At 47.1% G+C, this 17,181-nt stretch carries 4 protein-coding genes; all 4 read right to left on the minus strand.

Features of this window, described 5'->3' with window-relative positions; translation table 11 throughout:
* Positions 1-9 precede the first annotated feature (9 nt).
* Genes AC19MV_RS13800 through AC19MV_RS13815 form a run of 4 tightly spaced genes read right to left on the minus strand, consistent with a single transcriptional unit; the run spans position 10 to position 16,592 of the window.
* The gene (locus AC19MV_RS13800) at positions 10-5,802 is read right to left on the minus strand and encodes a hotdog fold thioesterase (RefSeq protein ID WP_498308239.1); all 5,793 of its coding nucleotides are present in this window, start codon (positions 5,800-5,802) and stop codon (positions 10-12) included.
* Positions 5,799-7,892 carry a PfaB family protein gene (locus AC19MV_RS13805; protein WP_498308241.1) on the minus strand — a complete coding sequence of 698 codons (2,094 nt, stop codon included), beginning with the start codon at positions 7,890-7,892 and terminating at the stop codon, positions 5,799-5,801. Before AC19MV_RS13805 ends, AC19MV_RS13800 begins: the two co-directional genes overlap by 4 nt.
* Positions 7,889-15,745 carry an SDR family NAD(P)-dependent oxidoreductase gene (locus tag AC19MV_RS13810; protein WP_498308243.1) on the minus strand — a complete coding sequence of 2,619 codons (7,857 nt, stop codon included), beginning with the start codon at positions 15,743-15,745 and terminating at the stop codon, positions 7,889-7,891. Before AC19MV_RS13810 ends, AC19MV_RS13805 begins: the two co-directional genes overlap by 4 nt.
* Positions 15,729-16,592 (minus strand): transcriptional regulator, encoded by an 864-nt coding sequence (locus AC19MV_RS13815; RefSeq protein WP_498308245.1) that lies wholly within the window; start codon positions 16,590-16,592, stop codon positions 15,729-15,731. The genes AC19MV_RS13810 and AC19MV_RS13815 overlap by 17 nt, the downstream gene beginning before the upstream one ends.
* Positions 16,593-17,181: the final 589 nt, after the last annotated feature.

The raw sequence follows: 17,181 nt of genomic DNA on the forward strand, positions 1-17,181 counted from the left end.
CTTGAAAAGCTAGGCTTCTTCGATACAAATAGCGATGTCTTTTACTTCGTAAATGCGTAAACCATCTTTGCTTAAATTGGCATCGCCAACGATGATGCGTTTACCGTTTTCGTCTTTCACTGCACTGATGTGCACATCTAAAGACATTTGTTTATTGAGCGGGTTAATTTGGCCGCGATATTTCCATTTTATATCAGACAAAATTTGGCCGAACTTAGGATTGGTAAAACCAGCGCCTAAATCGTTAGTAATCGCGTAAGTTTGCATTAACTCGATGATAGCTTCAACGCCTAATGAACCCGGCATCACCGGATCTTGATGGAAATGGAATTGGAAGAACCAATCACTCGGGTCGATGGTGCGTGAAGCTGCCAAATAACCCTGATGATATTTGCCGCCGTTATTAACGATTTCTGCCGTGTCGATAAAGTTAAGCTGACCACCGGCTAAGCGGTAATGTGGCTGGTGAGCAGGCGCATTAAATACTCGCGACTGCTTATCGAGCAAGTTGATAATGGTGTCGGCTGCGACATTATTGTCGACATGCCAGGGTTGGGTGATTTTACCGTTATCAATGCCAAGCTGGTTTTTTAGCGCGTCACCTTTAAAGTAGCCAAACACTGCGCCGCCGGTATAAAACGGTTCACCATCGACACTTAAATCAAAGGTAAAGTTCTGAATAATATTGCTGCCTGCAATCACGGTCGACAATAAACGCGAATCGTTAACGATGGTTTTGCCGCGTAAATCGACATGACGCAATAAGGTGCCGTGACCGTCGAGGTTACGGAAAAATAACTCCTGCCCAGGGAAACCCAATGTAGTACCCATATAGCCAGAAATAAAGCCATTAGGCTGTAATGATATTTCCATTAACACCGAGTATGGCATTACCGCCTGATGGCTGTTTTTGGCAAAATACCATGCATCTGTTGGCACTTCATATTCAGCAATACACGATGATGGTTTTTTCAATTCGCCACGCTTACCGTTAATGTCGATAACGCGGGTGGTTAATTGCAAATCACCGCAAGGTGTACGCGGCGGGATCAGCCCTTTATAAATGCTAAAGTCTGGCCCAAAGCATTTTTCGATATCACCAGTAGCAAACTCAAACATATGATACGGCGTAAAAGGCACAGTATCAGGCACGCGGTTAGCGTATTTAGAATCAGCGCTGACTTGCGGTGCTGCAACGTGTTTAAGCGGGATAACGCCTTTATTGGTTGCTGCATTGGTGTCGGCTATTTTCGCCATTAACGGGGCGACATCTTGCTGGCTGGCTGAGTTGTTTAAGCCAGTTGGTGTTTGATTTGTTGTGTCTGCTGTTGGCTTGGTGCTTGTATTAGCCGTTGAGTCGCCAAGGTAGCGGGTGCATTGCGCTTCTTCTTTGATCATCACCCCGAGGTTTTGGAAATCGACTACTACTTTGCCATTAAGCAAAATATCAATATTGGCTTTAGCATATGGACGTGGCGAAATACCGATTTCGGTGACTTCCATACGGTAAGTTAACTCGCCGTATTGTGGTAACACCTGGCCACGACAACGCACTTTCTGCGTGGCATTTTCCAACGGTTGGAAACGGCCGTTTTCAACTAACGTATGCATACCAATATGCAACATAAAGAATTGCAGTAATTGGCCACAGCCTTCAGCCATTAATGAGCCGGCCATCACCTGGTCGCCCTGGAAGTGACACGGGAAATACCAATGGTCTGGCGCTAATTGCTTGTGGCCTTCAACTAACCCTAGGCCCCATGTGCCGCCGCCCACTTGTAAGTTGCTTACGCGCTCAATCATTAAGAACTTTTCAGACGCAAAACACAGCGATTTTTGCATGCCCGTTTGCAGCTGGTGGCCAACATGTTCACCACCAAAGCAGCTGCCAATGTCGCCGGTTAATAAATGGTGGATTTGACCATAATCAAAGGCTGATTGTGCGCAGTGTAGTAACGGTGAAAATGTCGGTTTATTCGGGTTGTTAAGCACTTGCTGGCGCAGTTTAATTTCATCTTCGGTTTGGATTACGCCTTTACCATCAGACAATTCTTTATCAGTAAAGAAGCCAGCACATCCGCCGTCCATTTTCAAAATCATCTTGTCGCCGACGAAACATTCGTACGAGAAGAAAAACAATAAGGTGTCGCCATTGCGGGCAAAGTTATTGATTTTAATGTCATAGCGTAGGGTGTCGCCGCCACGCGGTAAATCACCTAGGAAGGTCAAGGTGCAGTCGAGTAAGCGATAAACTCGCTCGCCTTTGTTTTCAAAATCGATGCCTAAGTAGCTAATCAACATTAAATCGCACTGGCCTGACTCAACTGCGACTGCCCAGGGAATTTGCCCGTCAACCAGATACGGTGCATCAACTGGGATGTCGTACTCTGTGGTCATTGAGCAAGGTTTGTATTGATTGATAGTGGCATCAAGTTTGGTTACGCGAGATACCAATAAGTAGTCGGTGGTGGGTAAGCGCACACGGCGTGAATAGCTGTCGATGATGGCGTAGTCTGGGCCAAATACTTTGCCGATATCACCTTCGGCATATTCCACTAAATCGGCGTAATTCCAAATGCACGGTTTATCTGCCGGAGTGGGGGCGGTGTAAGCCGGAACCTGCGCATGATTAGGCTTACGCTCTGCAAGTACCGGTTGAGCTTCAACGTAATGCTGCGTTGGCGCATTGATTGTTATCGTTGGTGCTATTGTTTGCGCTGTTGCGGCAGACGTCATCGAAGCTAGTTGTGATTTTAACAAGCTGTCGGCGACTTTTAACCCAGCCTCACGACTGGCTAAAAATGCTAAGTGGGCTTGTTGTGCTAGCCATTGATTTTGCTGGAAAGCCGTTAAATGTGCTGGTGGTATCGCCGAGTTAATCCTTTGAGTTGGATTAATGTGATTGTCTGTTGATTGAGGCTGCGAACCTGGAATCTGTGCTGAATGACTTGCGGGCATAATAGGCTCGTTATTATTGATTTTATTCGGGGCTTGTTCCACTGAAACTGGTTTAATCGACGCGCATTGGCTAACAATGTTATCGATAGCAGCAACTGGGCTGTCGACGATATGTTGATAGATATCGCGGCCACCTAAACTGACTTGTTTAATTAAACTCAGTTTGGCACTTTTGGTTAGCTGTTCTGTCAGTGGCTGACTTAAGCGACTTGCAAGCGCCTGCTGCTGCAGTTGATTGAGCGATAAACCAATGCGTGAGTATTGGTTTTCACTGGCGCTAATCACCTGTGCATTAACGTCCGCTTGTTGTAATTGCTGGCTTTGGATAAGTGCATTAAGCAAGCTTGCCATGCCAGAGGCGGCAAAGGTATGGCCTAAAACATGTTGGGCGCTTGTAATGCTATGTGGCTTAGCCATTTGAGTTAACTGACTCGCTAACTGCAGGCCAAAATCAGACTGTTGGCAAAGTGGTGCGATATTAAGTTCGTTAATATCGCAGGTTTGCTCGAGTTTGAGCTGATCTTGCTTGGCAAATAGCACGCTATCAATACTGGCAAAGCTGTCGGTTGGATGATCTTGTTGTAATACAATCGCACCAGCACCTTCACCTAAGTGGATTGTGCTTGTCTGCATTCCTGCTGCTTGCAAGTGTGCATTGTTGAGTAGGCAGTTTTCAATACTGCCAGACAAATCAACCGCAGCAATAATCACCGCATCGAGCGGTTCTTGTAACGAGCCCATGGCAAACAAGTTTTGCGCTACATCAATACAGCGATTAACTGATTGTTCAGCGGCTGAAATCGTAAAGGCCGGGCCGTTGAAGTCCCATAGCGATGAAATCCGCGACGCCATAATATTGCCAATAAAACTGGTGTATTGGTTTAATTTGGCGGCATCGAGCACGCTGTCCATGGCGATAGCTTCAAGGGCCTGGTATTCATCTTCACTGAGCTTAACGCCTTGAGCGGCGAGGCTTTGCGCTAGCTGGCTGTGCAAGTTCACTCGGCTGCGGAATTGGTGTAATTCTAATTCCGTTTCCATGGCCACTAACACGGCCACTTTGCTACCGGGTTTGAGGCTGGCATTCACAATGGCTTCGTCGGCGACTTTTATCAGTAACAACTGCTGCGATATTAATCGGTCGTCTTCATTCGGCGGCACTTTAAAGCGTAAAAAGTCAAAGTCGAATTGATCAATGTAAGCGCCATGAGGCGCCTGCTCAATACCGTATTTGGCCAACAATTCTGGATGTTTGTTAATGCCTTTCCAGCGCTGAGTGGGCAATGGGGTAAATAGATTCTGTTTGGCGCGAATACGTTCGGCCAGTTGGTTGATGTTACTGCACTGGCCAAAGTGAGCTGCCATCCCGGTAATGTGCATCGGTTTTTCGCTGGCGTTGATCACCTGAGTCGGTTGTTGTGATGTTGCCGTGTTATCGCAGTACGATTCTATTAACAGGTGAGCATTACACCCCCCAAAACCAAAGACTGACACGCCAGCATGACGGGCGCGATTACCGGCTTTATCTGGCCAAGGTAGCACTTCATTGGGCAAGGTTGCCTGACCAAATAAGCCATTAGGAGAGGCGATAGGTGCGCTGATATTAATACTCGGTGGTAACACACCTTCACGCATGGCAAAAATCATTTTCATGATGCCTGGCATGCCTGCAGCGGTGAGTAAGTGGCCCAAATTAGATTTAGCCGAGCCAATCAATGGCGTGGCACTGCCATTGAGTTTGTCTTCAAAAAAGCGCTCCATTGAAGTTAACTCAACTTTGTCGCCTAATGGCGTCCCCGTGGCATGGCATTCAATCACTTCAATGCTGGCAGGGGTAATGCTTGAGTCTAATGAGGCGGCTTCACGATATGCTCGTTCGAATGCTTGCACTTGGCCTTTACTGTTTGGGCTAAGCACAAACTGGCCTTTACCGTCGTTTGATAAACCAATGCCGCTGACGAGGGCATAAATATGGTCGCCATCACGCTGAGCATCTTCAAGGCGTTTAAGCACTAAGACGCCTGCACCTTCACCGGCAAACAAGCCTTTGCTGTTGCTGTCAAACGGCGCTGAAATTCCGTGGTCTGGATAGGCGTGAAAAATCGAAAAGCCCATGTTGATAAAAAAGGGGTCTGCGCCCGATACCGCGCCAGCCAGCATCATGTCCGCTTTGCCAGTATGCAAATAATCACAAGCAAGCTTTAATGCATAAACAGAGCTAGCACAGGCGGCATCTAGGCTTAATTGCGCGCCGCCCAACCCTAAGGCATCAGCTACTAGCTTTGAGGCATTGTGAGCCACTGCGCCATTGCGCCAATTATGTTGCTCGGTTTGTGCGGTTAAACCAAAATCTTGCAATACAAAATTAGGTTGTTGTAATTTGGTTTGTAAGGCTTTTTCGACCACGCTGTGATACAGCGGTACAAATAACTGGTTTGACTTAGCCGTTGGGAACGACAAGGTGCCCATCACAATACCGGTACGCTGTAAGCTAGGATGATTAAGATCAGTAATCCCAGCATCGGCTAACGCATTGCGTGCCGTATCTGTGGCCCATAAAAAGCTCTCGTCTAGGCCTTTAAAAGCACTGCTATCAATATGATAACCATCAGAATTAAAACTGAAATCCTGAATGTAGCCGCCCTTATCGCAATAAAAACGGTCTGATTGCCCTTGAACACCGATGTAATCACTAGGCAATGCATTAAGTTTTTGTGCGCTTATTTGGCTACGCGAATCTTTTTTATCAATTAAGTTTTGCCAAAATTTTGCCGGGGTATCGGCATCGGGATATTGATTGGCTAAGCCTACAATGGCTATCTTGGGAGTAGCTTGAGAACTCAATGAGGTTCTCCTTCTAATAAAGTGTCACCATGCTCAACAGCAAGGCTGTTGGCGGCAATGAATAAGGTTTGTTGTTCGATGGCTTCGTTTAAGCTTTGCATAAACGGGGTTAATGACATGGGTACTCTGTGAGTCATTAACTGGGCTAAACATTTCAATAAACTGTTGATGTCGTCAGCGCCTTTGGCATTGACGGCTAATGCTTGAGCTTGAGTATCTGTGGTTTGTTGGCCAATAATTTTGTCGATTAAGGTGGCTGTTTGTCTGTCGGCGCCAACTTCGACAAATAAACGACAGCCCTGACTAATTGAGTCGCTGATAAGCTGGCTAAAGTCCAGTGGATGACAAAAGGTGTCGGCAATTGACTGGGCAATAGCGTGTGACGTTAATTCAACTGGCTGTTTTTGGGCTGCCGATAAAAACTGAGTCGATGAGGGCAGCGTTGCAGCTAATGGCTGCAAGTAAAACTGCTTTACATCGTCAACAATATTGAGTGCCGCTGGGGTATGCATTGCCGTGACTCTATTGGCCGCAATGCCACGTTTACCGGCTTGTTTGAGTAATGCTTTACAGCTCTGCTCGCAGCCAGCTAACACTAAACTGTCGCCCTGAATAATGGCAATGTAAGCCCGTGGGTAATCGACTAAATGCGGGCTAAGGTCGGCAACGGTCGCGCGGGTCACAAAACTGTTCCACACTATCGGTTCATCGTTTGCTAATTGCCAGGCTTGCCTCACACAGCGCAGCTCACCTGAAATATCTTGATTAAAAATACTACTATTTTGGGTTGAATCGATTAACTGGTGCGGGGCTTGCCATACACCTAAACTGGCCCACATGGCGGCTTCGCCCATCGAATAGCCTAAGGCGAAGGCCGGTATTATCTCAAATTCATCCTGCAATATTTTGCTAAGCATGTAACTTGCGCCCACACCCGCAATGGCAAGCTCACTGAGGCTCATGTGGTTATTGTTTTTCTCTGCTGTGGCATAAATCGCTTGAGTTTGCAGCATGGCTGGCAAGTCGCCTTGCGCTTCTAACTTAACAAATAGCTTAGGAAAAACATGACCGAGCTGGCTAAACATCTGCGGGTAAACCGTGCCGACACCTGGGTAGACAAAACTCAGACCTGAAGCTCCTAATGGTGAAGCGGTAAAGCAACTGCCTGCAGGTGTTTTGTAGTGTAACTTTTTGTTGTTAAGCGTTGTGCTGTTTTGTGTTTGTTGAGTATCAAGTGCCGCGAGCATGGCGCATGCTTCTTGATGTAAACCGCTTTGACTCGTCGCCATTAACACCAAGGCATAAGGCGCTTGCGATTGGTATTGTTGCCATTGCTGGTGGATAAATTTAAGCAGGCCTAGCTCATCGCATGGCTCGCTAAGTGCGTTGCAAACGGCGGTTAACTGTGTGTGTAACTGGGCAATATTTTGTGCTGATACTGGCAGCATTAATCGGTTTGCTGCTAATAATGGTTTAGCACTCAGTAATTGACTGCCTTGTGTGAGCACGAGTGCGAGTACACCGATGTTACTTGGGTAACACAAGCTTGCCACGCGGCTTTGGTGTGCTGGCGTAAACCAAAAATCTTGGCTGTTGGGCACACGTCGATAGGCAATGTCTTCGATAAGCGCGACCAATGCATTGAGTGCATTATTGGCCTGAGTTAACGCTACCGCTTGAGGTTGGGTATGCTGTCTTTTGGCATGAGCGAGTGCTTGAGCCATCGCTTGCTCGGTGTTATTACCACAACCTATTCCGTTTAAATAGGCATGAGCATGTAAGCCATTTTTAGCCGCAGTAATTGCCGGCATAATCCACAGTTTATCGTTAAGACTCACAATATCGCAGCTGTGATTGCCAAGTAGACCTGCCGCGTCTAACAACAGGACTTCTAGCAACTGAGCCTCTAACAACCGATCATCTAACGGCTGACGCATTATGGATAAATTACTCTTGCTTTTTGCATCAGGCGTAGCCAACAACAAGGCCAGGCGCATTGGCTTGGCTTGTTGTTGTTTGAGATCAGCGGTTAACTTTTCGGTTAACGCTGCTTGTTGGTCTGCGGACATCGCGTTTACTGAAAAGGTCACACGGTATCCTTGCTGTGCTGATTTTCATGTTGATTGATAAAGGCCTGATTAAGCGTTTTGCTAATGGTGATTTTGGCATCACGCATTTGACAGCTTAAACGTCCATCTTGATGATACAAGCTCACATTGGCCATTAACATTCTGCCGCTGTGTTTTAACACCTCAAGTTGGATGTAACCCTGATCGCCACTGGCAAAAGGCGCTACCGTGATAAATTGCCCCATTGATGATGGCAAACTGGCAGCATCGTATTTGAGTCTTGCCCAAACCAACATGGCCTGTAACAGCAAATCTTCGGCAAATATCTGACTACCACCGGATACTGGCGATGGCGCAAAGCCTGGGCAGTCGACTGGGTCAATTTGCGGTAACTTAACCTGACACAACAGCTCGGCATCATCAAAGCTCAACACTTGCTTAATACCCTGCAAGCGCGGTCCATGGAACAAGGTGCCGTTTTGATACAAGGTCTTGCCAGCGTGTATTGCGGGCATCTGTGCTAGCTTTTGCAGCACGGTTGCCAGTAACGATGACTGAGCTACCGCGGTGGGCGTTAGCGCATCATTGACGACTAATGTTGCCTGATATTGCGGCTTCATTGTGCTGTCAGGCTCGTCTAACACACAGCTCGAAATCAATGCAGTTAAGCCTGTGTTAGTGTGGGTGAGTTGCAGTTGCAGTAAATGTGCCTGGTCGGTGTCAAAAATAACCCCTTTAAGCAATTTATAGTCAGCAATACTCACAGGCACATGGCATAAGGTTTGTGCAGTTTCGCGCATCCACTGGATAGCACACACGGTCGGCAACACTGGGTTGCCGGCAATGCGGTGATCGTTTACAAATGCAAGCTCATTAGGTTGCAGTACCCGTGTCACCGTAATGGTTTGGGTGTCTGCAGCCCAATATGGAGCAGAAAACGTCAGCGAACCCTCTGCGTGCGGCAAAGTGTTCGCATTAGGCTTTTTTGCAGTTGCATCCTGTGTGGCTGAGCCTTGCATGTCTGAACCAATCAACATTTGCACGCCTTGCGTGCTGAGTAAGCTATGAGCAAATAAATTGGCTCCGGACTCAAGCGGGATTACGTACACGCCACGTTCTACGAACATTTTTTTCAACGCAGAACTCACCATGCCGCCGTCCCATGGGCCCCAGTTAAAGCTCATGACTTTGGCTTGTGGCAATTGCACAGCCAATTTTAATGCGGTTTTATTAAGGATTTCATTCGACATCGCATAGTCGCTTTGACCTGTGTTGCCATAAAACCCAGCCGCCGACGAGAACATGGCAACCAATTTGATTTGTTGTGGTTCAAGCGCATTAATAATGCTTGCCACACCAGTCACCTTGGTGCTGTATACGCGGTTCAATTCATCTAATGTTTTGTCTTGGATATGCTTATCCGCTAATACTCCAGCGCCATGGATGACACCATTGATGACTAACTTTTTACCGTTAGCATCGGTTAACTCTGCCAGTGCGTCGATAACGCCTTTAGCATTGCTGACATCCATAGCAACATATTGCGCGCTGGCGCCTACCTTGGTAAAGGCGGCGAGGGCACGGTCAATCTCTAAGCTACTTTGTACAGGCCACACTAACGCATCAATTTGCTTTGGTGTGGGTTTAGCGCCTTGCGATTGAATGTAACCAATGGCTGCGGCTTTAAGCTCAGAGGCTTGTTTACCTTGAGCCCAGGCTGGCATGTCATTGCCTAGGTGTTGACTGCGACCGGCTAATACAAAATGCGATTGGCACTGTTTGGCCAGTGTTAACGCACATTCAAAGGTCACACCCTTAGCGCCGCCAGTCACTAACACATTGTCTTGCTGTGTCAGTTGGGCAGCAGGATAGCTTGCACTGGTGTTAGGTTGGCTCGCTGCGGTTAACGTTACGCGACCTTGTTGGCTAATGCCGATTTCGGTAATGCGTTTAGCACTTGGCGCTGCACCATTAACATCAAACAGTTCAGCAATAATGGCATTGGCAAACGTTTTGGCATCAATATCATTGGCGATATCAAGCGCGCGGCAGAACACATTTGGCCATTCATGGCTTAAAGTTTTGGTGAGCCCAGACAGTGCTGCCTGGTTAAGCTCTGCTTTACTGAGCGCTGCACTATCAAGGTAGCCAAAGCCACCATCGATACGGCTTACGGTAAAGTAACTTAAGCGTGATTGCAGTGTTTTTGCAAATTCAGCATGCAGATGTTTTGCCCATAAAAAGGCGTTATCAACAGCGGCTTTTGCTGCCTCATTGCAACTGACCAGTTTTTTGCTGTCAGCGTTAAACTGCGGTTGTAAGTGCACAAAACCGGCAATAGGGTGTTTAGCGCTAATCTCACTTAACACCTTGGCAATGGCTGCATCATCAATGCTGGTTAAGGCATAGCTGCTGATGTCGCTGCTTAAAGGCGAGTGAGCGGTGCTGATGGTTTCTGGGTTACGAATAACGGCGACGGTTAATCCTTTAGCATTCAGTTTTTCAGCAAGTACACCGGCATTATGACCGTCATCTGTGATGACAATGCAGCTGTCTGTTGAATAACATGCTTCTAGTTTATCCGCCGCTGGCAACTTTTTTAGCGCTACCCCGCTGTGTGGCGGTAAGTCAGAGCTATCAAGTGTTGGCTTAGCTGTTATGTTTTGCTCTGCCATGGCTGCTGCGGTTGAATTTAGCGCGCCTAGGGTTGCTTGCATATAGCTGACGATTTCGCCCAATGTACGACATTCGGCTAAGTCTTCTGGGTTCAGATCAGGTAAATCGGCTAACTCATCCTGTACGGTACCTAAAATCTCCACACGCTTGATTGAGTCAATCCCTAAATCGGCTTCCATGTCCATGGTCAACTCAAGCATTTCTGCTGGGTAACCGGTTTTATCGGCTACAACAGCCATCATGGTAGTGAGCACGATTTCCGCGCTTAAGCCTGATGCTGGCGCTGATGTTTGCGCTTGAACTTGTGCAGCCACTGGAGTAGCTGACAGCTTAGATTGCATATAGTCAACAATCTCGCCTAAGGTGCGACACTCTGCTAAATCTTCTGGATTGAGTTCTGGTAAGCCTGGTAGCTCATCTTGCACCGTGCCTAAAATCTCGACGCGCTTGATTGAATCGATACCTAAATCGGCTTCCATGTCCATGGTCAGTTCAAGCATTTCTGCTGGGTAACCGGTTTTATCGGCAACCACTGACATCATGGTCGTGAGTACGGTTTCTGCACTTAAGCTTGATGCTGGAGCAGGAGATGTTGTTACCGTTTGCGCTTGAACTTGTGCAGCCACTGGCGCTAGCTTAGATTGCATATAGTCAACAATCTCGCCTAGGGTGCGGCACTCTGCTAAATCTTCAGGATTGAGTTCTGGTAAGCCTGGTAGCTCATCTTGCACTGTGCCTAAAATCTCGACGCGCTTGATGGAGTCGATACCTAAATCGGCTTCCATGTCCATGCCAAGTTCAAGCATTTCAGTTGGATAACCGGTTTTATCTGCAACCACTGACATCATGGTGGTCAACACTTTTTCCGCGCTTAAGCTTGATGCTGGCGCTGATGCTTGAGCAGGAGATGTTGGCACCGTTTGCGCTTGAACTTGTGCAGCCACTGGAACCGCTGACAGCTTAGATTGCATGTAATCAACAATCTCGCCCAAAGTACGGCATTCCGCTAAGTCTTCAGGGTTGAGTTCTGGCAAGCCTGGTAGCTCATCTTGCACTGTACCTAAAATCTCTACGCGCTTGATGGAGTCGATGCCTAAATCGGCTTCCATGTCCATGCCAAGTTCAAGCATTTCAGTTGGGTAACCGGTTTTGTCGGCAACCACAGTTAACATAGTGCTCAGTACAGTATCTGCACTTAAGCCTGACGTTGGTGCTGCTGATACTTGCGTAGCGGGTGCGCTAGCCAGTGGCGTTGATACAGCAGCTGGCGAGGCTGATAATTTAGATTGCATGTAATTAACAATCTCACCTAGGGTGCGACACTCGGCTAAATCTTCAGGGCTGAGCTCTGGTAAGCCTGGTAACTCATCTTGTACGGTACCTAAAATTTCAACACGCTTGATGGAGTCGATGCCTAAATCGGCTTCCATATCCATGCCAAGTTCAAGCATTTCAGTAGGGTAGCCGGTTTTGTCGGCAACCACAGTCATCATAGTCTGTTGAACTTTATCTGCTGACAATCCTGTAGAAGCACTTGCAACTGCTGCCGGTGCAGGTATCGATACAGCTGATTGAGTGACCGCTTGTGGCGTGACAGACGGTTGAGCAGCTTGAGCCTGAGGACGTGATGATACAACCGCTGGTGCTGCAGGAGTTTGGGCTATCACTGGCGTTACTATAGGTTGTGTTACTGGCACCGAAGCTTGAGCAACGTGTTGTGGTACGGCCGCGGTATTGGCAAACGTGCCCACTGAAGCATTTGGTGCTTGACCTTGCAGCATGGCCAATGCAGCCTGGCTAGTTTGTGCTTGTAAGGTTAAAAATTGTGTGTGGCTTTGCAGTGTTTGCGCTTGATGCTGGTGGAATAGTTCCATTGAGCGTTGCAAGCTTTCTGGGATAGCAACCCCTGATGATGCCATTTGCGCTTGTGCTGTCATCAAATGATTAAAGGTATCGCCATACTGCTGAGGAATTGCTAAAAACTGCTGATGTAATGTTGCCGTTTGCTGCTGAGCGGCAAAAAATGCACTTAAGCTGTCATTGTTAACAGCGGCATTGGCGTGTACTGGTGCTTGAGCTGTTGTTTGGCTAGCGTGTGCTAGCGGTGCATTCGTTTGTGTAAGAGGCGCTTGAGCTGATGCTGTAGGTGCACTGGCCACTTCAACGTATTCGGTTTTGATCACTTGTTTTTCCACTATTTTTTCCACAATCTTCTCGACAGGCACTTCCACTGTCTTGCTGGTGACTTCGCCGTTTTGCAATGACTTGTTCATTTTGGCTTGTGTGCTTGGGCTGATGTAGTTGCTTGCGGTGAGCTTAACGTTCATTGGAGACACTTTTGCAAGTTCAGCTATTGGTGCTTGATAAGGGTCAACCTCAGTTAATGCCACACCTAATACCGCTAATTGCGTTGCCGCTTGACGCAACTGTGTATCACTGCTGCCTTTAGGGTTAGGATTTAGGCTGACAACAGTGACCGCTTCTGACTTGTTGCCTAATGTCGCCTCAACCAGTTTTTGTAAAATGTTTTTAGGTCCAAATTCAACAAATACACGTGCACCGGCATCGTACATGGCAACGAGTTGCTCACTAAAACGTACCGATTGCAGCATATGTTCGCTAAAGGCCGCTTGAATCGCTTTGCCATCGCTTGGGTGAAGTTGACCTGTGCCATTGGCATATAACGCCACTTTAGGCTTAGCAAACTTAACCTTGCTAATGGCTTTAGCAAATGGCTTTTGCGCGTGGGCGACTAACGGGGTATGGAATGCACCAGACACTGGCAAGGCAATCGCTTTAAAGCCTAACTCTGCAGTAATGGCTTTAGCTGCATTAGCACAAGCATCAGTAGGACCCGCGATGACTAATTGCGTTGGCGCGTTGTAGTTAGCCACTTTTACCCCGTCAAATGCACTGATGCATTTTTCTAATTGGCTTACTCCTTGTTCTGCTGATTGCGGCGGAACAATAATAGCGTACATGGCGCCTGGGTCTTGATCGGCTGGCGTCGCTGCCATGGCTTGGCCACGGGCAAAGGCTAATTGATAATAATCATCCTGGCTGATAACTCCTGCGGCACATAAGGCTGACAGTTCACCAAAACTGTGGCCTGCGACCATGTCTGGGTTAAAACCAGCTTGAGTGAAGAGTGCGTATTGACCCATGCTGACAGCACCAATGGCGCTTTGTGCATAGGCAGTGTTGGTTAAGGCGGCTTGTTGCGCAGCAATACCATCGGCCGAAAACACCGGAATAGGGTACATAATTTGCGACAATGGTGTTTGCTTGTGTTTAGCAAATACTTTATCTGCAAGCATGACTTGTTGGCGCATTTCAGGGTAGAAACACGCAAGCTCGGTGGCCATGTTGACGTATTGTGCGCCTTGACCCGCAAACAGTGCCGCCACTTTGGGCTTAGCGCCTTTGTGCACTAAACTGGCGCTACGATAGCTTGTGCCAGACGGCAATTGCCACTGTAGAGCTGTGTTGCTACTTAACTGCGCCAATGCTTGTGTTAACTGCGTGCTTAAGTCTGCAATGGAGGCAACGACTAACCCTAAACGCGCGGCTGTTGGCGCAATGTCAGATATAGCAAAACGCTGTCCAAGCTCGTTTAGTGCCAGCTCTTGAGTATTGGCTTGGCTAATATCAATGGCGTTGATTTCAGTTTGCAGCGCAGCCAGTTTACTTTGCAAAGCGGCTTTGTTATCAGCATGAATTAACAGGCTTTGTGGTACCGCGCGTTGACGATATTTGTCATTGCGGGCGTGATCTTGACGATACTCTTCCAACACGATGTGGAAGTTAGTGCCGCCAAAACCAAACGAGCTAATTCCGGCGCGGCGCGGTGTGTCGTCAGGGCGAGGCAACCATGGGCGAGTTTCGGTGTTGAGATAAAATGGTGAATCATCGATACCCAGTTTAGGATGTGGCTCACTCACGTTAATCGTTGGTGGCAAGACTTTGTGGTGCAATGCTAATGCCGCTTTAATTAAGCCAGCCGTCCCTGCGGTTGATTTGGTGTGACCCACCTGAGATTTAACTGAGCCCAGGGCGATTTGCTGGAGGTTGTCGTTGTCTTCAGCAAATACCGATTTTAAGCCATTAAATTCGGCAACATCACCCGCAGCGGTACCTGTACCGTGTGCTTCAATGAGTCCGACTGTATGTGGGGCAAAACCGGCATCATCATAAGCGCGTTTAAGTGCTTTAGCCTGGCCTTCAGGGCGGGGCGCATAAATACTCTTAAACTTACCGTCTGATGAGGCACCAATACCTTTAATGACTGCATAAATTTTGTCGCCATCACGCTCAGCATCTTCAAGGCGCTTAATCGCGACCATGCCAATACCTTCACCAATCATCATGCCTTTTGAATCGATATCGAACGGTTGAATGGTTTCATTGGTGGTAAACGCTGGAGTTTTTGAGAAGCTCATGTACATCGACGGTGAGTTGTCGGTACACACGCCGCCAGTGATCATCATGTCACTGCGACCTTCAACCAGTTCGGTAATGGCCATGCGCATTGCCGCTAATGAGCCAGCACAAGCCGCATCGACCACACAGTTCATGCCGCCTAAGTCAAAACGGTTAGCAATACGGCCAGCAATCACGTTACCGAGCGACCCTGGGAACGAATTTTCTTCCCAGTGGATGTATTGGTCTTGAAACTTCTTAATCAGCATTTCGCTATCTGCGTCACTAATACCACTGTTTTTGAATACTTTTTTGAGTACAGGGTATTGTAAGCGACCACTTAAGCTGTGATTGATTTTTTGTCCGCCGCCCACGCCCAACGTAATACCAATACGGTCTGTATCGTATTGCGCATCGACACCAGCGTCGGCTAACACTTCTTTGGCAACCACTAATGACAATAGCTGTGAGGTGTCGGTTAATTCTAAGATGTTAGGTGGCAGGCCAAATTCCATTGGATTGAAATCGACTTCAGGTAAAAAACCGCCTCGTTTACAGTAGCTTTTATCTGGCGCAGACTTATCGGCATGGTAATAGTCATCTACATTCCAATGGGTGTCTGGAATATCCACAATCGCGTCAATTTTTTCGCTGATTAAATCCCAAAATTTATTCAGATAACGTGAATTGGCAAAGATGCTCGCCATGCCGACAATGGCGACGGGCATGTCTTTTAAGCGTTTATTTAAACGCTTGTCAATATTACTGGATTGGCTCATATGAGTCTCCGTTGGACAACTGAGGTTCAGTTATCTGGTGTTGGGATGCAGCTGCATTCGCGGCTGATTGACTTGCTCCAGGAAAACGAGCAAGAAAAGTGTGATAGTTACGTACTAATAATTTTCGTAGATAAAACGGTCCGTGCTTTAGCACATAAGCCATGTAGCGATTACTCGCCTGGGTATGGCTGTCTTGATAAATATCTAGGTAAACCCAGTCAGATTTAAAATCGACCCCTAATAGAACAGAATAGGCTTGTTGTTCTGTGAGTTGCGGGGGGATGCTCAAGGACACCACCTGTACTACGTTGTCATGATCTGGACTCGGTAGTGCCAAGGTGTCAGCTAAAGTCTGAGGGTTTACGGTATACGTTTGAATATTGGCACCCTGGGTGATAGGGAGCTGATTGAAGAATTTTTCTGGCACAAAAGGGCTATCAAAGTCATCGAGTTTTGATACCCCAAAACGCTTTAAACAGCGTGCTAGGCCTGAGCGAGACACATTAGGATTAATAAACTTTTGCGTGACGGTTAACAATCTGTCTAATGGCATTTTTAATTGATAACGCAGCCCTAACATCACGTACTCTTCCATAGGTGACAACGTGGTATTGAGTTTATGCGGAGTATTTGGGGTGTTATCGATTGAGTCACGCTTACGCCATTTGCGCACAGTGGCTTCGCTGATATTTAGAATTTTAGAGAGTTGACTGACGCTATAATCGGATTGTTGAATAAATTGACGCATCTCTGGCGTGGTCGTCGCATTACGGTGGTTAACCGTTTTTGGACGTGGCCGAACCTCAAGAGAGTTGGGTTCTGGATGTGAATTTACCTTTTTTGTCATCTAGACAGGGGTTCCAAATCATTATTGGGACGTTCGCTCGCTAGACTCACTCAAGTTAGCTCAAATATCCATTTATGCGTATTAAGAACAAGCAGATTACCTGAGGTTTCACCTCGATACAATCACCCGAGACTAAAAAGCGTGAACCATGTAAATAAATTGTTTAATTTCGCGATAATAGACCGCTCTCAAGCAGCCATTAGCATACCAACATGAATGAGTGCCTAAAGCGATGTTGATGTTGATGGTGATGTTTATGTATGCCGAGGGTATTTAGTCGGTATTAATACCAATTCCATTAATTATCTGGTCATTCAGCGGGAGTTCTGTGTCTTCTAGGCAAGTAATAGAATTGTAGGCATAGTTGTTCTACGTCAAAATGCTATTAAGCAGCATAGAAGGCACAGAAACCCGCCTTGCAGGAGGCACTCAGACTGTCCATTTCTTTGTTGCATTGCCTTAGAAGGGAATAACCATTATTTCAACAATGCGCCTCAAACTGAACAATCTGAGTGTCTCTGATTGGTCACATAATTAATGGAATTGGTATAATGTATGAGGCATTGGTAATGTCTAAAAAAACATCACA

Source organism: Shewanella sp. MF05913 (assembly GCF_059758095.1).

Excerpts from the sequence above, each read along its gene's own strand:
- AC19MV_RS13810 (WP_498308243.1), bottom strand. The coding sequence starts at position 15,745 with ATGAGCCAATCCAGTAATATTGACAAGCGTTTAAATAAACGCTTAAAA.
- AC19MV_RS13815 (WP_498308245.1), bottom strand. The coding sequence starts at position 16,592 with ATGACAAAAAAGGTAAATTCACATCCAGAACCCAACTCTCTTGAGGTT.